The sequence below is a fragment of the Isoptericola sp. MSGPD8_1_ISO-PGPR-S23-394 genome (assembly GCF_058072785.1).
Map to the genome: position 1 here is coordinate 2,866,780 of NZ_CM176517.1, position 17,655 is coordinate 2,884,434.

Annotated in this window: 19 protein-coding genes and 1 riboswitch; of the genes, 9 read left to right on the forward strand and 10 right to left on the reverse strand. The window is 74.6% G+C overall.

The window, feature by feature from the left end; translation table 11 throughout:
* Nucleotides 1-27: 27 nt before the first annotated feature.
* Both AC3RJ8_RS13100 and AC3RJ8_RS13105 read left to right on the forward strand, forming a co-directional pair.
* The gene (locus AC3RJ8_RS13100; RefSeq protein ID WP_489713042.1) at nt 28-252 is read left to right on the forward strand and encodes a type II toxin-antitoxin system Phd/YefM family antitoxin; all 225 of its coding nucleotides are present in this window, start codon (nt 28-30) and stop codon (nt 250-252) included.
* Nucleotides 249-638: a type II toxin-antitoxin system VapC family toxin gene (locus tag AC3RJ8_RS13105; RefSeq protein WP_489713043.1), complete on the forward strand. Its 390-nt coding sequence runs from the start codon at nt 249-251 to the stop codon at nt 636-638. Before AC3RJ8_RS13100 ends, AC3RJ8_RS13105 begins: the two co-directional genes overlap by 4 nt.
* A 49-nt stretch (nt 639-687) precedes the next feature.
* Here the strand turns inward: AC3RJ8_RS13105 and AC3RJ8_RS13110 are convergent, their stop codons facing one another.
* Entirely contained in the window at nt 688-1,347 is a 660-nt protein-coding gene (locus tag AC3RJ8_RS13110) for a LuxR C-terminal-related transcriptional regulator (protein WP_489713044.1), read from the reverse strand.
* Nucleotides 1,344-2,717 (reverse strand): ATP-binding protein, encoded by a 1,374-nt coding sequence (locus AC3RJ8_RS13115; RefSeq protein WP_489713045.1) that lies wholly within the window; start codon nt 2,715-2,717, stop codon nt 1,344-1,346. Before AC3RJ8_RS13115 ends, AC3RJ8_RS13110 begins: the two co-directional genes overlap by 4 nt.
* A 124-nt stretch (nt 2,718-2,841) precedes the next feature.
* Here AC3RJ8_RS13115 and AC3RJ8_RS13120 point away from each other — a divergent pair, with 124 nt between their 5' ends.
* Nucleotides 2,842-4,440: a PspC domain-containing protein gene (locus AC3RJ8_RS13120; protein ID WP_489713046.1), complete on the forward strand. Its 1,599-nt coding sequence runs from the start codon at nt 2,842-2,844 to the stop codon at nt 4,438-4,440.
* Nucleotides 4,437-4,934, forward strand: coding sequence for a hypothetical protein (locus AC3RJ8_RS13125; RefSeq protein ID WP_489713047.1), 498 nt, complete (start codon nt 4,437-4,439; stop codon nt 4,932-4,934). Before AC3RJ8_RS13120 ends, AC3RJ8_RS13125 begins: the two co-directional genes overlap by 4 nt.
* An 87-nt stretch (nt 4,935-5,021) precedes the next feature.
* On the opposite strand, the gene AC3RJ8_RS13130 is transcribed toward AC3RJ8_RS13125, so the two are convergent.
* From AC3RJ8_RS13130 to thiE, 5 genes are all read right to left on the reverse strand, one after another.
* Nucleotides 5,022-5,615: an aromatic ring-opening dioxygenase LigA gene (locus tag AC3RJ8_RS13130; protein WP_489713048.1), complete on the reverse strand. Its 594-nt coding sequence runs from the start codon at nt 5,613-5,615 to the stop codon at nt 5,022-5,024.
* Between the two features lie 108 nt (nt 5,616-5,723).
* On the reverse strand, nt 5,724-7,313 hold the full coding sequence (gene guaA, locus AC3RJ8_RS13135; RefSeq protein ID WP_489713049.1) for a glutamine-hydrolyzing GMP synthase: 1,590 nt from the start codon (nt 7,311-7,313) through the stop codon (nt 5,724-5,726).
* A 49-nt stretch (nt 7,314-7,362) separates the two neighbouring features.
* On the reverse strand, nt 7,363-8,010 hold the full coding sequence (locus AC3RJ8_RS13140) for an OmpA family protein (RefSeq protein ID WP_489713050.1): 648 nt from the start codon (nt 8,008-8,010) through the stop codon (nt 7,363-7,365).
* A complete protein-coding gene (locus AC3RJ8_RS13145; RefSeq protein ID WP_489713051.1) occupies nt 8,007-8,645 on the reverse strand; it encodes a hypothetical protein in 639 nt (212 codons plus the stop codon). Before AC3RJ8_RS13145 ends, AC3RJ8_RS13140 begins: the two co-directional genes overlap by 4 nt.
* Before the next feature lie 78 nt (nt 8,646-8,723).
* Nucleotides 8,724-9,371 (reverse strand): thiamine phosphate synthase, encoded by a 648-nt coding sequence (gene thiE, locus AC3RJ8_RS13150; protein ID WP_489713052.1) that lies wholly within the window; start codon nt 9,369-9,371, stop codon nt 8,724-8,726.
* A gap of 42 nt (nt 9,372-9,413) precedes the next feature.
* Nucleotides 9,414-9,518: riboswitch (TPP riboswitch) on the forward strand.
* On the opposite strand from thiE, the gene thiO reads away from it, so the two are divergent.
* From thiO to AC3RJ8_RS13165, 3 genes are all read left to right on the forward strand, one after another.
* Nucleotides 9,510-10,757, forward strand: coding sequence for a glycine oxidase ThiO (gene thiO, locus AC3RJ8_RS13155; protein WP_489713053.1), 1,248 nt, complete (start codon nt 9,510-9,512; stop codon nt 10,755-10,757). Its footprint overlaps the riboswitch before it by 9 nt.
* Nucleotides 10,754-11,011 (forward strand): sulfur carrier protein ThiS, encoded by a 258-nt coding sequence (gene thiS / locus AC3RJ8_RS13160; protein ID WP_489713054.1) that lies wholly within the window; start codon nt 10,754-10,756, stop codon nt 11,009-11,011. Before thiO ends, thiS begins: the two co-directional genes overlap by 4 nt.
* Nucleotides 11,012-11,019: 8 nt before the next feature.
* The gene (locus AC3RJ8_RS13165) at nt 11,020-11,829 is read left to right on the forward strand and encodes a thiazole synthase (protein ID WP_489713055.1); all 810 of its coding nucleotides are present in this window, start codon (nt 11,020-11,022) and stop codon (nt 11,827-11,829) included.
* Between the two features lie 21 nt (nt 11,830-11,850).
* On the opposite strand, the gene moeB is transcribed toward AC3RJ8_RS13165, so the two are convergent.
* Together moeB and AC3RJ8_RS13175 are read right to left on the reverse strand one after the other, a co-directional pair.
* The gene (moeB, locus tag AC3RJ8_RS13170; protein ID WP_489713056.1) at nt 11,851-13,059 is read right to left on the reverse strand and encodes a molybdopterin-synthase adenylyltransferase MoeB; all 1,209 of its coding nucleotides are present in this window, start codon (nt 13,057-13,059) and stop codon (nt 11,851-11,853) included.
* Nucleotides 13,056-13,451, reverse strand: coding sequence for a DUF3817 domain-containing protein (locus AC3RJ8_RS13175; RefSeq protein WP_489713057.1), 396 nt, complete (start codon nt 13,449-13,451; stop codon nt 13,056-13,058). The genes moeB and AC3RJ8_RS13175 overlap by 4 nt, the downstream gene beginning before the upstream one ends.
* A gap of 66 nt (nt 13,452-13,517) precedes the next feature.
* On the opposite strand from AC3RJ8_RS13175, the gene AC3RJ8_RS13180 reads away from it, so the two are divergent.
* A complete protein-coding gene (locus tag AC3RJ8_RS13180; RefSeq protein WP_489713058.1) occupies nt 13,518-15,314 on the forward strand; it encodes an ABC transporter transmembrane domain-containing protein in 1,797 nt (598 codons plus the stop codon).
* A complete protein-coding gene (locus AC3RJ8_RS13185; RefSeq protein ID WP_489713059.1) occupies nt 15,311-17,089 on the forward strand; it encodes an ABC transporter ATP-binding protein in 1,779 nt (592 codons plus the stop codon). The genes AC3RJ8_RS13180 and AC3RJ8_RS13185 overlap by 4 nt, the downstream gene beginning before the upstream one ends.
* Before the next feature lie 88 nt (nt 17,090-17,177).
* On the opposite strand, the gene AC3RJ8_RS13190 is transcribed toward AC3RJ8_RS13185, so the two are convergent.
* Complete coding sequence (locus AC3RJ8_RS13190) at nt 17,178-17,651, reverse strand: hypothetical protein (RefSeq protein WP_489713060.1); 474 nt, start codon at nt 17,649-17,651, stop codon at nt 17,178-17,180.
* Nucleotides 17,652-17,655 lie beyond the last annotated feature (4 nt).

Genomic DNA, 17,655 nt, shown 5'->3' on the forward strand with positions numbered 1-17,655 from the left:
CCAGGTCCGGCGCGGATCATGAATCACATGACCGTCGTGAACGTCCAGGAAGCGAAGACACACCTCTCCCGGCTGATCGCGCGTGCGCAGCACGGGGAAGAGATCGTCGTCGCACGCTCGGGCAGACCCGCTGTCCGTCTCACCGCCGTGGAACCGGTTGCGGCCCGCCAGTTCGGCACCGTCCCGATCTCGCTGCCCGACGACTTCTTCTTCGCGCCGATCGACGACGAGGAGCTGGCCGCGTGGGAGTGACGTACCTGCTCGACACCCACGCGTTCGTCTGGCTCCTCGGCACACCCGCACGGCTGTCCGATGCCGTCCTGAAGAATCTCACCTCGACCTCGAACAGACTCCTGGTCTCGTCGGTCTCCGCGATGGAGGTCGCCACGAAGGTCCGGCTCGGAAAGTTCGACGAGGCGGCGTCGCTGGTCGGCGCGTGGGATCGCCGGGTGGACGATATCGACGCCGATCCGCTGGACCTGACCACGGCGCACGCGCTCTACGCAGGCTCCATGGCCTGGCCTCACCGTGACCCCTTCGACCGGCTCCTGGCCGCTCAGGCCATGGTCGAGAACATCACGCTGGTCACGGCTGACCCGGCCTTCCGAAACCTCAGGGCCTTGCGGACCGTCTGGTAGGGGGCAGTCGCTCGCCCGTCGGGCCGCCGGCCGGGCCTGGTGGGTCCGTTCAGAGCAGCCGGCGTGCCGCCGCCCAGCGGGTGAGCTCGTTGCGGTTGGACAGCTGCAGCTTGCGCAGCACCGCGGACACGTGGGTCTCGACGGTCTTGACCGAGATGAACAGGTCCCCGGCGACCTCCCGGTAGGTGTACCCGCGGGCGATGAGCCGCATGACCTCCTGCTCCCGCTTGGAGAGCCGGTCGAGCTCGTCGTCGGCGACCGCGACGTCGCCGGCGGCCGTGCCGAACGCGTCCAGCACGAAGCCCGCCAGCCGGGGCGAGAAGACCGCGTCGCCGCCCGCCACCCGTACCACGGCGCCCGAGAGGTCCGCGGCCGAGATGTTCTTCGTGACGTAGCCCCGCGCCCCCGCGCGGATGACCGAGACGACGTCCTCGGCGGCGTCGGAGACCGACAGCGCGAGGAACCGCGTCCCGCCCAGCAGGTCGGCGCACCGGCGCACCACCTCGGCACCTCCCCCGCCGTTGCCGCCGGGCAGGTGGACGTCGAGCAGGACGACGGGCGGCTTCTCGGCGTGGACGACGGCGACCGCCTCGTCGACGTCGGCCGCCTCCCCGACGACGCGGACCCGCCCGTCGAGGCTGGCCCGCACGCCGGTGCGGAACATGTGGTGGTCGTCCACGAGGACGACGGGGACGGGGGACGCGCTCACGGGTGGGCTCCTTCGTCGCGGGTGGGCGGCGGGTCGGTGAGAGCGGCCGGCCCAGACGGCCCGGCCGGCTCCGGTGGCTCAGGTCGCTCGGCCGGCTCAGGCGGGCTCGACGGCGAGGCAGCGCCGTTCTCCTGGTCGGCGTCGCGCGGCACGGACAGCCGCACCTCGGTCCCCCAGCCGGGCCGGCTGACCACCTCGGCGGTACCGCCACGCCGTCGGACCCGGCCGAGGATGGACTCGCGCACCCCGAACCGGTCCGAGGCGATGTCGTCCAGGTCGAAGCCGTCGCCGCGGTCACGGACGAACACCTCGGCGGCGCCGTCCCTGACCTCCAGGTAGACGGTCACGGGGGGCGCCCCGTGCACGACGGCGTTGACCAGCGCCTCGCGGGTGGCCTGCAGCAGGGCGGTGGTCGTCGACGTGGGCGGGCAGTCCCCGACGGCGACGAGCTCGATCTCGGCCGACCGGCCGTCCTCCACCTCACCGACCAGGTCGCGCAGCTCGGTGGACAACGATGTCCCGGGCTCCTGCCGGTCGTCGTAGAGCCACTCCCGCAGCTCACGCTCCTGGGCGCGAGCCATGCGGGCGACCTCGTCGGCGTCGTGGGCGCGGGCCCGGATCAGCGCCAGCGTCTGCAGCACCGAGTCGTGCAGGTGGGCGGCGATGTCCGCCCGCTCGGCCTCGCGCTCGCGGGCCGCACGCTCGTCGCCCAGCTCACGCACGAGCCGCAGCCACCAGGGTGCCAGCACCAGCGCGACACCCACCAGCACGGCGAGCGACGCCAGCGTGACGGTCAGCAGCTCGGTGGCCGGCGTGCCCCGCACGAACAGCAGCAGCACGCCCGCCGTGACGAGCACCAGCCCGCCGATCAGCCGCAGCAGGGTGCTGGAGCGCGACGGCGCCGCACCGGTCTCCCGGGACCGCTGCACCGCGTCGAGCTGGCTCCAGGCCAGGCCCGCGCCGCCCGCGACGACGAGCAGCGGCAGCCACATGGTGGGCAGGTCCCACCCGGAGCGCAACGCGACCAGGAGCGCGGCGACCACCAGCAGCGTGACGCCGATCCCGACGTCGCGCCGCGACAGCCCGGCGACCGGTCCGCTGCGACGGAGCCTCGGGGCGAGGCGGGCCAGCGTCGCGGGGCGGGTCTCCTGCGCGGCGTCGTGCGGATCGCCCGCGGGCACGGTGAGCCACCAGAAGACGTAGAGCGCCAGGCCGATGCCACCGATCATGGCGAGCACGACCATCACTAGGCGGACGAGCCGCACCGACGCACCGAGGTGCACCGCGACACCCGCGCACACGCCACCGAGCCACCGCCCCTGCCGGGGGCGGCGCAGCGGCAGGCGCGCGGGGGCCTCGATCGTCGTCACCCTCTGATCGTGGCACGTCAGGGGGCCCGCCGGTGCGGAATCCGGGGTTCCTGGCGAGGGGATCAGGGTCGGTTCAGGGGATCAACCGATGGTTCGTCGACCCGGCAGGGACCAGCATGGAGTCATGACCACGAACGACACCCCTGCGCCGGACACCCCCGGTGGTGCCGCCGGAGCCGGTGGCACCGACGGCGGCTCCGCGCCGCCTCCCCCTCCTCGTCGCCCGGCCGGCGAGGGCTTCTTCGACTCGGTGCGCCGCATCGGCATCACCCGGTCCGACGACCGGTGGGTCGGTGGCGTCGCCGCCGGGCTCGCCGACCGGTTCCGCGTCGACCCGCTCCTCGTGCGCGGGCTGCTGATCCTCAGCTTCTTCGTCGCGGGTGCGGGTCTCGTGCTGTACGGCATCGCCTGGGCGCTCCTGCCCGAGCGGTCCGACGGTCGGATCCACCTGCAGGAGGCGATCCGGGGCACCTTCGACGTCGCCATGCTCGGTGCCGGCCTCGCCGTGCTGCTGGGCCTGATCTGGGGCGGCGGGTTCTGGCCGTGGTGGATCGGACCTGCCGAGTGGGTCGCCGCCCTGCTGTGGGTCGCGTTCTGGGTCGCCGTCGTGTGGCTGATCGTCAAGCTCGTCCGTTCCCGCCGGCGCCCCGAGGGCACGACGGCAGCCCCGCCGTACGGCACGCCGTACGCCCCGGGCGGGGGCCCGACGCCCGGGACGTACCCGCAGCACCCCGCGTCCGACCCGACGTACCCGACCCCCTATCGCAGCGAGGCCCCCGTGCACCCGTCCGAGCCGCGACCCGACTCGTCGTTCACCCCGGCGCCGCCCGCCCCGTACGTGGCCTCGGCGGCCCCTGCCGGCTCCGGACCCACGGGCTACGCCACCACCAGCGCGGCGCCCGTCGGCCCGGCGACCACCGGCCCGGCGCCTGCCGGTGCCGTGCCGGCACCGCCCACGCCCCCGTCCGGCGGCGGGTACGGCCCTCCGCCGGGACCGCCCGTCCCGCCGGTGCCGCCGACGCCGGCGCCTCGCCGCAGGGTCGGAGGAAGCACCGTCGGCGTCGTCGTCGGGCTCGCGCTGCTCGCCGGCGCCGCCCTGCTCGCCGCGGACATCGTCCTGGGCACCAGCGTGCCGGTCTGGCCCGCGTGGGTGGGCACCGCGGTCGTCGTGATCGGCGTCGGCATCGTCGTCGGCGGCCTGCGCGGCCTGCGCGGCGGCTGGCTCACCGCGTTCGCCTGGGGCGGCATCCTCACGGCGGCGATGGCCTGGCCGTACGCCACGCAGGACGACCCGTGGCCCTGGGACGAGGGGCCGCAGGTCACCACGATGTCCGGCACCGTGATCAGCGAGGGCACCGTCGCACCGCGGTCGATCGAGGCGGCCGAGGACGGGGTCCGCGTCCAGTTCGGCGACGCCACGGTGGACCTCACCGAGCTCGACCTGTCCGACGTGACTCCCGGCGAACCGGTCCGGGTGCCGATCGAGATGACCGCGGGGCGCACGGTCGTGGAGATCCCGGAGGACACCGCCGTGGAGATCTCCGCGGAGGTGAACGCGGGCAACCTCGTCGTCGACATCGACGACGAGCGGTCGGTCGCGTCCGGCTTCACCGGCGGCCCGTCCACGTATCAGACCGACGAGGTCGCCGAGCTCGGCGGTGCCGTGCTCGAGCTCGACATCGACGCCCGTGCCGGAGAGATCGTCATCCAGGAGGAACGATGAACAACGACCACCCGGAGCGCCCTGACGCGCCGGAGACCGCCGGGCAGTCCACGGCGGACAGCCCTGCCGTGCCGCCCACCCAGCAGCTCCCCTCGGGCGAGGTACCTGCCACGGCCGCCCTGCCGACCTCCCCGGGCCTGCAGGCCGCCGGGTCCACGGACCCACGGTCCACGGATCCGCTCGCCGTCTTCGACGAGCCCGTCCGGTCCGCCGGTTCCGCACCCGAGCCGGCCACCGCGGCCCGGCCCGAGCCGTCTGCCTCCGGCACCGCCGCACCGGCCGCACCGTTGGTCCGGTCGGGCCCCCGCACCACGACGATCGTCTGGGGCCTGATCGTCGTCGCGATCGGGATCGGCCTGCTGGCGACCACCGCGGGCGCGACGATCGACCTCGAGCTCGCCGCGATCCTGCTGCTCGGTGTCGCCGGGCTCCTGCTGGTCGTCGGCTCCGTGGCGGGATCGATGCGCCGCCGTCGGCGGGCCTCCGCCAGCTGACCAGCGCTGCACACGCTGCACCCGAGACGACCGTGGCCCCCACCCTGCCGGTGGGGGCCACGGTCGCGCTCGGGGCCGTCCGGCCCGTCAGGCCGGTGGCGTGTCGGACCGTCCCGACGGCGGGTCGGCCGGTCGGGTCGACGGACGCGCCGGCGGAGCGGCGGCGTCGGGCGGGGGTGACGCGCTGTGCCGGGGTGCCGCGGACAGGTCGCCCTGCGACGTGGTCCCCGGCGTCTCCACGGCGACCGCCGGTCCCCCGGCGAGGCGCCGCAGCGCGGCGCCGATCAGGATGAACATCAGCCCGAGCCCGATGACGAGGGCGCAGACGCCGAACGCCACGACCGAGGTGAACAGCGACGCCCGCAGGAACGAGGCGTTCATGACGGTGTCCCGGGTCGGGTCGTCCTGCTCGAGCTCGGCGTAGGTCGCGCCGCCGGACGCCTCGAGCGCATGCTTGTCGATCACCTCGGCCTGCGCGTAAGCGGTGAACGGTCCGGCGACCTGCTGCCCGGCGAACATGTTGGCATCCTCGGAGACGATGATCTTCTCGTCGGAGAGGGTCATCGAGACCACGATCCAGACGGCGACGCCGGCCAGGACGAGGATGATGCCGGCGATGATGGACAGCATCCCGATCCCGCGAACTCCCCTGGCGGGCCGGACGGTGACGGTGCTCGACATGACGGTGCCTTCCGACGGTGACGCTCGTGTGAGGACACCGCCAAAGTAGCGCCGTCGGCACCGGACAGCACGGCGAAGGCTCAGGTCACCGCCGCCGTCGGCCCCGGGTCACTCCCACTCGATGGTCCCCGGCGGCTTGCTCGTCACGTCGAGGACCACCCGGTTGACCTCGGGCACCTCGTTGGTGATGCGGGTCGAGATCACCGACAGCACGTCGTACGGCATCCGCGTCCAGTCCGCCGTCATGGCGTCCTCGCTGGAGACGGGGCGAAGAACGATCGGGTGACCGTAGGTGCGCCCGTCGCCCTGCACGCCCACCGACCGCACGTCGGCGAGGAGCACGACCGGGCACTGCCAGATCTCGCCGTCGAGGCCGGCGCCGGTCAGCTCCTCGCGGGCGATCGCGTCCGCCCGGCGCAGGATCTCGAGGCGCTCCGCGGTGACCTCGCCGATGATGCGGATGCCCAGACCGGGTCCCGGGAAGGGCTGACGGGCGACGATCGGCTCGGGGACGCCGAGCTCGCGACCCACCGCACGCACCTCGTCCTTGAACAGCGTCCGCAACGGTTCGACGAGGTCGAACTGCAGGTCGTCGGGGAGCCCGCCCACGTTGTGGTGGCTCTTGATGTTGGCCGCGCCCTCGCCGCCGCCGGACTCCACGACGTCGGGGTACAGGGTGCCCTGCACCAGGTACTCGACCTGCTCCCCGTGCTCACCGGCGTCGGCGACGATGTCGCGCGCCGCGTCCTCGAAGACGCGGATGAACTCGCGGCCGATGATCTTGCGCTTGGTCTCCGGGTCGCTGTGCCCCTCGAGGGCGTCGAGGAACCGCTTGCGCTCGTCGCGCACCACGAGGTTCACGCCGGTGGCGGCGACGAAGTCGCGCTCGACCTGCTCGACCTCTCCCTCGCGCAGGAGCCCGTGGTCGACGAACACGCACGTGAGCTGGTCCCCCACGGCGCGCTGCACGAGCGCCGCGGCGACGGAGGAGTCCACGCCGCCGGACAGCCCGCAGATCACCCGGGCGTCGCCCACCTGGGCGCGGATGGCCGCGACCTGGTCGGCAATGACGTTGTCCGGCGTCCAGTCGGGCCGCAGCCCGGCGCCGGAGTACAGGAAGTGCTCGAGGACCTGCTGCCCGTGCGCGGAGTGCTTGACCTCCGGGTGCCACTGCACGCCGTAGAGGCGGCGTGCGGGGTCCTCGAACGCGGCGACCGGCGAGCCGGACGACGTCGCCAGGACGTCGAAGCCCTCGGGGGCGGCGTGCACCGAGTCGCCGTGGCTCATCCAGGTGGTCTGCGTCGCCGGGGTGTCCGCGAGGAGCACGCCGGCGGAGCAGACCTCGACCTCCGTGCCGCCGTACTCGCGGGTGCCCGTCTGGGCGACCTTCCCGCCGAGCGCCTGCGCCATCGCCTGGAAGCCGTAGCAGATGCCGAGGACGGGCACGCCCGCCTCGAACAGCGCGGCGTCGACGAACGGCGCACCGGTGGCGTACACCGACGACGGGCCGCCCGAGAGGATGATCGCCGCCGGGTTCTTGGCGAGCATCTGCTCCGGTGTCCACGTGTGGGGCACGATCTCGGAGTAGACCCTGGCCTCGCGCACGCGTCGCGCGATGAGCTGGGCGTACTGGGCGCCGAAGTCGACCACGAGGACGGGGCGCGGGGTGGGGGCAGGGGCGGTGGCGGGAGACGTCACGGGGCCAGGATAGAGGTCCGGTGGAGGCCGGCGGGCGCCGGACCAGCACTCAGGACGTCGGGTAGGTCACCTCGACACGGCGGTTCAGCGCCCGGCCGGCCGGGTTGTCCTCCCCACCCGTCGTGTTGTCCGCGACAGGTTCGCTCTCACCGTGCCCGCTGACCTGCAGGTCCAGGTCGCCGCGCGCTTCCCCGAGGACGTCGGCGACCGCCTGCGCCCGTTCCTCGGACAGGGCCTGGTTGTCGGCCGCGGAACCCACCGCGTCCGTGTGCCCGTCCACCCGCACGGCGGCGTCCTGCGGGATCCGCTCGGCCAGCTCCGCGACCGCTTCGGCAGCCCGGTCGGTGAGGTCGGCCGATCCGAAGTCGAACAGGAGGTCCGAGGTCAACGTCACGACGGTGTCGTCCGCCTCCTCGACGGTGCGCTCGAGGGTCGTGGTGGCGTCCGCCGGGTCGAGGGCGAACGTCGGGTCGGCGGGATCGAGGGCAAGCGTCGCGTCCGCGGCCATCTCGGCCGTGATCTCCACGGACTCGAGCTCGGCACGCTCGGCCGCCAGCTCCTCGGCCACCTCGGCCACGGCCGCGCCGTGCGGGTGGGGGCTCGGGGACGACGTCGCGTGCGCCGGCCCGGCGAGCGTCGTCGCGGACAGCACCACGACGCCTCCCGCTCCTCGCGCGACGGCCGACCAGGTCCTCATGCCGGATCGCCCGCGGAGGTCACGGTGGCACCGGTGAACACGGGCAGCCCCTGGCCGAGCGCGACGTCGAGCGTCCCGGGCTCGCCGTCCGGCGCCGGCAGCATGGCCCAGCCCTCGTTCGTCGCGTGGTTGACGAACCCGTCGAACGGGTACTTGGGCGAGGCAGTGGCGCTGTACCCGCACTGCTGCTGAGAGATGGCGCCCTCCTGCCACGATCCCCTCGTGCAGAAGGGCCGGTACTGGACCAGCGCGGCGGTGTCCGTGACGGTGGGGATCCAGTCGACACCGAGGTCGCTGTGGCTGGCCGTCTCGTCGTCGGCCGCGCCGTCGTTCTCCCAACGGAGCGCGTACCGCACGGTCGTGACGTCGTCCCGTACCTCGAGCGTCCGCAGCGTGACGGTGATCGTGCCGCCCGCTTCGCCCGGGGTGTCGATCGTCTGCTCGGCCATCACCACGTCGGGCCCCGGCGCCTCGGCGGTGCCGACGGCCGCGTCCGCGCTCCCGGAAGCGCCCGGCGCCGGCTCGTCCGCGGTCGAGGTGGCGTCGGCCGAGGAATCCTCGTCGCCGCTCCCGGTACATCCGGTCAGCAAGAGGGCCGCGGCCAGCGCGGCCACAAGGCGAGGACGGACGTTCATGGGTGACTCCAACAGCGTCGGCGGGTGTAGCGGTGTGATGGTGCCACGTCTCCTGACCGGGAGACAGGTCTCGGGGGGCTATCCGGCGAGCCGCTCGCGCAGCTCGCGCGCCGCCCGCTCCGGGTCCGGCGCCTCGGTGATCGCTCGGACGACGACGACCCGCCGGGCGCCGACGTCGAGCACGTCGTCCAACCGCTCGGCGTCGATCCCCCCGATGGCGAACCACGGCGTCGTCGGGATCGTGGCGGCGACCTCGCGCAGGAGGTCCAGCCCCACGGCGGCGCGGCCCGGCTTGGTGGGCGTCGACCAGATCGGGCCGACGCAGAAGTAGTCGACGTCCGCGTCGGCCTCCGCCGCGGCCGCCTGCGCGGCCGAGTGCGTGGACCGGCCCAGCACGGGTCCCGGGCCGAGCAACGAGCGGACCGCGGGCACCGGCAGGTCGCCCTGCCCCATGTGCACCACCGGCGCTCCGGTGAGCGACGCGACATCTGCCCGGTCGTTCACCGCCCACAGGGCCCCGTGCTCGGCCGCGACGCGGGCGACGAGCGACTGCAGCTCCAGCTCGCGCGCCGCGTCGATCGTCTTGTCCCGCAGCTGGACGACGTCGACGCCGCCGGCGAGCGCCGCGTGCAGGAACCGTTCCAGGTCGCCGCGGTCCTCGCGGGCGTCGGTGCACAGGTACAGGCGGGCGTCGGCGAGCCGGCCACGGACGGTGTCGGATGTCACGCAACGCAGTCTAGGAGCCGCCACCGGCGTGCCCGGGTAGGCTGCGGTGAGCACGGGAGCCCCGGTCGGGGCTGAGAGGGCGCAGCGGCGCCGACCGTCCCACCTGATCTGGATCATGCCAGCGAAGGGAGCACCGAGTTGGACCGACGTCTGCCCGCACCGCCCGCCGGCACGCGCGACCTCGTCGTGGTCGGCGCCGGCATCATCGGCCTCGCCGTGGCGTGGCGCGCCCTCGAGGCGGGCCTCAGCGTGACCGTCCTGGACCCCGACCCCGGCGACGGCTCCACCCGCGCCGCCGCCGGGATGATCGCCCCCGCCACCGAGGCGGAGTTCACCGAGGACACGGCGCTGCACCTGCACCTGACCGGCGCCTCCCGCTGGCTGTCGTTCGCCGCCGACCTGGAGTCCGCGTCCGGCCTCGGGGTCGGGCTGCGGGAGTCCGGCACGCTGACCCTCGCCTACGACGACACCGACGCCGCACTGCTGCGCCGGATCCTGGCGCTGCACACCCGCCACGCCGTCGCCTCGGAGCGGCTGGCGATCTCCGAGGCCCGGCGGCGCGAGCCCTTGCTGGGCCAGCGCCTCACCGAGGCGGCCTGGGTTCCCGGCGACCACGCCGTCGACCCGCGTGCCACCCACACCGCGCTGTGGCGGGCGGTCGACGCCCACCCGCGCGGCACCGTGGCCGCCCGGGCGGTCGTCCGGCTCGAGATGGAGGACGACCGGGTCGTCGGCGCGGTGGACGAGACCCGGCACCTGCACCGCGCCGGCGCGACCGTCGTGGCGGCGGGCTGGGCGTCCGCGTCGCTGCTCACGGACCTTCCCGGTGTCGCGGTCCCCGTCCGCCCGGTCAAGGGGCAGACCCTGCGGCTGCAGGCCGACCCGGAGCTCGCGCCCCGGCACGTGGTCCGCGGCCTCGTCCAGGGCCGCCCCGTGTACGTGGTCTCCCGTGCCCCGGCCACCGAGGGCCCGTGGAAGGGGCACTGTGAGCTCGTCATCGGGGCGACCACCGAGGAGAACCCGGACGACCGCCGTGCCACGGCGGGCGGTGTGTTCGCCCTGCTGCGCGACGCCCGGGTGCTGCTGCCCGCGGTCGACGAGGCGGCCCTCGTCGAGGCGACACCCCGCGCCCGCCCCTCCACCCCCGACAACATGCCGCTCCTCGGCCCGACGCACGTGCCCGGTCTCCACCTCGCCACCGGGCACCACCGCAACGGCATCCTGCTGGCGCCGCTGACCGCCGACGTCGTCGTGGCGGGGCTGACGGGCTCGTGGTTCGACGTCGACGTCCGGAGCGCCGACCCGTCGGCCATGCTCGCGGCCCTGCGCGCGACCGACCCGCGGCGCTTCTCCCCCACCAATCCCCCGACCCAAGGAGCACCGTGACGAGACACGACCAGCGCACCGCCGCCCCGGCGACCGCCCGGGTCAACGGCGCGGAGCACGACCTCGGCCCGACCGGCGCGGTCCCCGTCACCGAGCTGGTGGCAGAGCTCATGCCCGGTCACGTCGCCGACGGCGCGCCCCGCGGCCTCGCCGTCGCGATCGACGACGTCGTCGTCCCCCGCGGTACCTGGGAGTCCACCGTGGTCCGGGCCGGGGACCGCGTCGAGATCGTCACCGCCGTCCAGGGCGGCTGAGGAGGAACATGACACGCACCGACGTGCAGCACCCCCTGGTCATCGCGGGCACCGCCGTGGGTTCGCCCCTGGTGATGGGCACGGGTGGCGCGGCCAACCTGCTCACCCTCGAGGAGGCCCTGGTGGCCTCCGGGACGGGGCTGACCACCGTCGCGATGCGCCGCGTCGCCCCGCGCGCCGGCGGCGAGGCGTCCCGCGACGCGGGGATCTGGGGGCTGCTGGAGCGGCTCGGGATCCGCGCGCTGCCCAACACCGCGGGGTGCTTCTCCGTGCGCGAGGCGCTGCTGACCGCCCGGCTCGCCCGCGAGGCCTGCGGCACGAGCTGGGTCAAGCTCGAGGTCATCGCCGACGACGTCACCCTGCTCCCGGACCCGGTGGGTCTGGTGGAGGCGGCCGAGGAGCTGGTGCGCGACGGGTTCGTCGTGCTGCCCTACACCAACGACGACCCGATCCTGGCCCGGCGCCTCGAGGACGTCGGCTGCGCGGCGGTGATGCCGCTGGGCGCACCGATCGGTTCCGGGCTGGGTATCCTCAACCCCCGCAACATCGAGGCGATCGCGGACGCCGCCCGGGTCCCGGTGATCCTGGACGCCGGCATCGGCACGGCCTCCGACGCCGCGCTGGCGATGGAGCTCGGCTGCGACGGCGTGCTCCTCGCGACGGCCGTCACCCGCGCCGAGGACCCGGTACGGATGGCCCACGCGATGCGGCTCGCCGTCGAGTCGGGCCGGCTCGCCGCGGGGGCCGGGCGCATCCCCCGCCGCGAGCGGGCGCTGGCGAGCTCGACCCCGGAGGGTCGGCTCGACCTGTCCCTCTGACCGCTCCTGCTCGGCGCGGCGTCAGCCGAGCAGGGCGGGCACGCCGCCGACGACGGAGCGCGCGTCGAGCCCCTCGGCCCGCGCGACCTGTGCCACCGCCGTCGACCGGGGCCCGGCCGCGCACACGAGCAGCACCGGCCGGTCGGTGGGCAGCGTGGCCAGCGCCTCGCGGGCCACGTGGTCCGGTCCGGCACCGGCGCTGCCCAGGAACCGGCCGCTCGGCACCAGCCGGGCGCCCTCGACCGGCCGCACCGACGCCTCCCACTCCTCGCGCACGTCGACGAGCACCGCGGGAGGGTCGGCCGTGAGCAGCTCCCGGGCGTCGGCCGCAGCAATCTCCGGTCCGCCCGGCAGCGGCGCGAGCCCGCAGAACGCGGCGTAGGCGTCGTCGCCGGCCAGCAGGGCCGTCACCGGTTCACGGGTCGGGTCGGGGCGCACCGTGAGCTCACGCCAGTCGAGCGCGAGGGCGTCGTACACCGCGAGCCGGCCCAGCAACGAGGTGCCGAGCCCGGCGACCAGCTTGACCGCCTCGGTGGCCATCGCCGAGCCGACCGCGCCGCACAGCACGCCGAGCACGCCGCCGGTGGCGCAGTCCGGCACGGTGCCCGGTGGGGGCGGGACAGGGAAGACGTCGCGGTAGGTGGGGCCGCGCTCCGCGCCCGCCGGGGCCCCCCAGAAGACGCTGACCTGTCCGTCGAACCGGTCGATGGACCCCCACACGACGGGCAGCCCGAGGATCTCGGCGGCGTCGGAGACGAGGTACCGCGTCGGGAAGTTGTCGGCCCCGTCGACCACCAGGTCGTAGCCGGCGAGCACCTCCAGGACGTTGTCGGGGTCGAGCCGCACGGGGTGCTCCACCACCTCGACGTGCGGGTTGACCTCCGCCACCGCGTCTCGCGCCGAGGCGACCTTGGCCCGGCCGAGGTCCGACTGCCCGTGCAGCACCTGACGCTGCAGGTTGGTCACGTCCACGGCGTCGTCGTCCACCACGCCCAGCGTCCCGACGCCGGCCGCGGCGAGGTAGAGCAGGACGGGGCTGCCGAGACCACCGGCCCCGACGACGAGCACGCGGGCCGCCGCCAGGCGGCGCTGGCCCTCGAGGCCGACGCCGGGCAGCGCCAGGTGCCGCGCGTACCGGTCGAGCTCGGCGTCGGTCAGATCACGGCCAGGAGCGACCAGCGGCGCGAGCCGGTACCGCCCGCCGCCCGCGACGCCGTCGCGGAGCGTCATGCCCCGTACCGTTCCGCGAGCGCCACGAGCTTGGCGTCGGCGTCGGCGTGCACCCGCTTCTCGAGGATGAAGGACATCACCGGGACGACGCCGGCGAACACCATCGTGGCGAGGCGCCCGTAGCCCCAGCGCATCTTGGCCCACAGGTCCAGCACGGTGACGAGGTAGACCACGTAGATCCAGCCGTGCGCGAACGGCACCCAGCCCATGTAGTCGATGACCGCGTCGACCGGCACGACGTACTTGAAGAACATCTCGACGCACAGCACGAGCAGCATCGCGCCGGTGATCAGTGCCATCACCCGGTAACGGGTCAGGGCCGCGCGGGCCTTGCGGATGGCGGTCGCGGCCTGCTCGGTGCTGACGGCGGAGGTGTTCTGCTCGGTGCTCACGCCACCCAGGATAGGCCGGGAAAATGCGGTGCCGGACGTGGGTGGGGCCGCCTACGCTGGACGACCGTGCGCCCCCTCCCACTGCCCGACCCGGGCACCCCTCCGCTGACGTCGGCGGCCCGCCTGCTCACCTGGCAGGCGTGGCGCCAGCGCGACGTGATGCTCAAGGCCGCGGTCGCGGGCAGCGTCTCCCTGCTGGCTGCCTCGGCCGCTCCCCTGCTGCTCGGCGGCGCGGTCGACTCGGGTCTCGGCAGCACGTCCGGGTCGGGCCCGGGCGGCGAGCTGCTGCTCTGGTGCACCGCGATGCTGGTCGCCGCGGCGGCGATCGTCGTCTCGGGGGTGCTCAGCCACACCTACGACGTCGAGAACTGGCTGCGGGCCTCGTTCTCGTTCACGGAGCTCGTCGGGGACAAGGCCACCCGTGCCGGTCACGCCGTGACGAAGAAGCTGCCCACGGGCGAGGTCGTCGCCGCGGTGGCCAACGACGCCCTGCGCGCCGGGGACATGTTCGCCATGTCCGGGCGGTTCATCGGTGGCGTGCTCGCCTATGTCGTCGCCGCCGGCTACCTGCTGTCCCAGGACGTGGTGCTGGGGCTGGTCGTCGCGCTCGGCGTGCCCGTGGTGGCGGCCGTGCTGGCCCTGCTCGTGCAACCGTTGCAGCGCCGCCAGCGCACGCACCGCGAGTCGGTCGGGCGGCTGACCGCCCTGGGTTCCGACACGGTGGCCGGGCTGCGGATCCTGCGCGGCATCGGCGGCGAGGACGTGTTCGCGGCCCGCTACGCCCGCCAGTCGCAGGAGGTGCGCCGGCGCGGTGTGCGGGTGGCCGGCGTGCAGTCCGTGCTCGACGGTCTGCAGGTGCTGCTGCCCGGGCTCCTCGTGGCCCTCGTGCTCTGGCTGGGGGCGCGGGCCGTGGTGCGCGGTGATCTCACGCCCGGCGAGCTGGTGACGTTCTACGGCTACGCCGCCTTCCTGTCGTGGCCCGTGCAGATGGCCACCCAGATGCTGCAGATGACCACCAACGCCCACGTGTCGGCACGCAAGATCCTCGGGGTGCTGCGGGTGGACGAGGCGACGCCCCCGGCCGCCGCGCCCGCCGACGCCCCACCGGCCGGCAGCGACCTCGTCGACCACGCCTCCGGGCTGGTGCTGCACCCGGGACGCGTCGTGGCCCTCGTGTGCGCCGACCCGGACGTGTCGGCCGCCGTGGCGACCCGGCTCGGTCGATTCGACGACGACGCCGAGGCCGCCACCCCCGTGACGCTCGGCGGGGTGCGCCTCGCCGACCTGGACAAGGAGGCGCTGCGGCACCGCGTCGTGGTCTCCGAGGCGACACCGCACCTGTTCTCCGGCGTCCTGGGCGAGGAGCTGGACGCCCGGGGGCGCGCCACCGAGACCGACCTGACCGCGGCGATCCTCGCGGCCGACGCCCGCGACGTGCTCGACTCCCTGCCCGGCGGCCTGACCGGCGAGCTGCCCGAGAAGGGCCGGTCGCTCTCCGGCGGGCAGCGGCAGCGTGTCGCCCTGGCCCGGGCGCTGCTCACCGACCCCGAGATCCTCGTGCTGGTCGAACCGACCAGCGCCGTGGACGCCCACACCGAGGCGCGCATCGCCGAGCGGGTGGCCGAGGTCCGCGCCGGGCGGACCACGCTGGTCGTCACCGCCAGCCCGCTGGTGCTCGACCACGTCGACGAGGTGCAGCTGCTGAGCCCCGACGGGCGTGTGGGGCCCCGCGGCAGACACGGCGAGCTGCTCGCCCGGACCGACGACGCCGGCGCCCGCTACCGCGCGGTCGTGGGCCGCAGCATGGCCGCGCCGGGCGCGGCGACGTCGGGCGACCTGTCCCTGGAAGGATCCGTCCGATGAGCGCCGCCACCGCCCCGCCGTCACCGGCGGCGGCGCAGCCGAACCAGCTGCCGATCGCCGACCGGCACGAGGTCCGGCGCACCGTCGGCCGTCTGTTCCGCCGCCACCGGGCCCGCCTCGGGGGCGTCGCGGTGCTGCACGCGCTCGCAGCGGTCGCCGGGCTTGCCGGGCCGTTCCTGCTGGGCCGGTTCATCGACGAGGTGTCGGCCGGGACCACGCTGACCCGGGTGAACCAGCTCGCGCTGGTGCTGGTGGCCGCCGTCGTCGTGCAGGCCGTGGTGACGCGGTACGCCCAGCGGCTGTCCATGGTGTTCGGCGAGCAGGTCTTCGCCGAGCTGCGCGAGGAGTTCATGGGCACCGCCACCCGGCTCCCGCTGTCCACGGTCGAGAAGGCCGGCACCGGCGACCTGGTCGCCCGGACCACCAACGACGTCAACAAGCTGCAGCACGCCGTGCGGTTCGGCGTGCCCCGGGTGCTGGTGTGCGTCGTCACGATCGGCCTGACGTTGGTCGCCTCGTTCCTCGCCGACCCGCTGGTCGCGGTGGGCCTGCTCGTCGGCGTGCCGATCATCGTCGTCGCCACACGCTGGTACCTGCGGCGGGCCACGCCCGGGTATCTGCGCGAGTCGGCGGCGTACGCGACGATCAACGGGACCATCACGGAGTCCGTCGAGGGTGCGCGCACCACCGACGCGCTGTGGCTCGGGCCGCGGCTGCGACGCCGCCTGCGCGGAGACCTGGCCGAGGCGTTCGCCGCCGAGCGGTACACACTCGGGCTGCGGCTGCGGCTCATCCCGGCGCTCGACACCGCCGTGGCGATCGCGCCGGTCGCGGTGATCGCCTGGGGCGCGTGGCTGGTCTCGCAGGACCTCACGACCGTGGGCGCCGTCGCGACGATCGCGCTCTACGCCTACCAGATGGGCGGACCGGTGTTCGACCTGGTGTTCTGGCTCGACGAGCTGCAGGTCGCCGCGGTCGCCCTCGCGCGCGTGGTCGGCGTGGGCCTCGTCGGGCCGGACCGGACGGCCTCCGGCGAGGTGCCGGCGTCGGACGACGTCCGTGCCCACGAGGTCCGGTACGCCTACCGCGAGGGTCACGACGTGCTGCACGGCGTGTCGGTGGACCTGCGGCCCGGTGAGCGGCTCGCCGTCGTCGGGCCGTCCGGAGCGGGCAAGTCGACGCTCGGCCGGATGCTGGCCGGGATCCACCCGCCCACGGGCGGGTCGGTGACCGTGGGCGGGGTCCCGCTGGTGGACCTGCCCCTGGAGGACCTGCGCGGGCAGGTGGCGCTGGTGACCCAGGAGCACCACGTGTTCGTCGGGACGCTGGCGGAGAACCTGATGCTGGCGGACACCTCGGCCACCGACGAGGACCTGTGGCAGGCGCTGGAGGCCGTGGACGCCCGAGGATGGGCGACGTCGCTGCCGTCCGGCCTGGCCACCGAGGTGGGATCGGGCGGCCACGCGCTGACCCCCGCCCAGGCCCAGCAGGTGGCGCTCGCCCGGCTGGTGCTGCTCGACCCGCACACCCTGGTGCTGGACGAGGCGACCTCCCTGCTCGACCCGCGGGCGGCCCGGCACCTGGAGCGCTCGCTCAACGCGGTGCTCACCGGTCGCACGGTCGTGGCGATCGCGCACCGGCTGCACACCGCCCACGACGCCGACCGGGTCGCCGTCGTGGACGGCGGGCGGATCACCGAGATCGGACCGCACGCCGACCTCGTGGCGGCCGACGGCGAGTACGCGCGCCTGTGGCGGTCCTGGCAGCACGAGTAGCCATCCCAACGCTGTGGGTGCACGACACGCCGTTGGTCGGCTCCGCCTGGCGGCGTGTCGTGCACCCACAGCGAGGGCGGGCGGCGCCCTACCGTGCCGCGACCACGAGCTGGAGGGCCGTGAGCACCACGGCCGTCGCGAGCCCGACGTGGTGCAGAGCCACCAGCCGTCCCAGGCCGGTGCGCACGTCGTCGAGCGGGCCGTCGGACGGGGTCAGCGCGACCGCGGCCACCCGCTCCCGCAGCTGCGAGAGCAGATAGCCCAGCCCGACCACCAGGCCGACGAGCACGGCCGTCGACGTGGCGTCGAACCCGCGCTGCCACGCCTGGGCGACGACGAGGAGGGTGCCGCCGCCCATGACCGACATCATGGTCGGCGGCAGCTGGTGGATGAGGCGGCGCAGCACGGCGTGCACCTCCCGGATGTCGGCGTCGGGCACCGAGGCCCGGGTCGCGCGACGCATCGTGGCCCGCACCGGTCGCTCCAGGAACGCCAGGACCGTGAAGATGCCTGTCGCCAGGGCGAAGCACGCCGTGGCGGCGGCGGTGACGAGAGGTTCCACGACG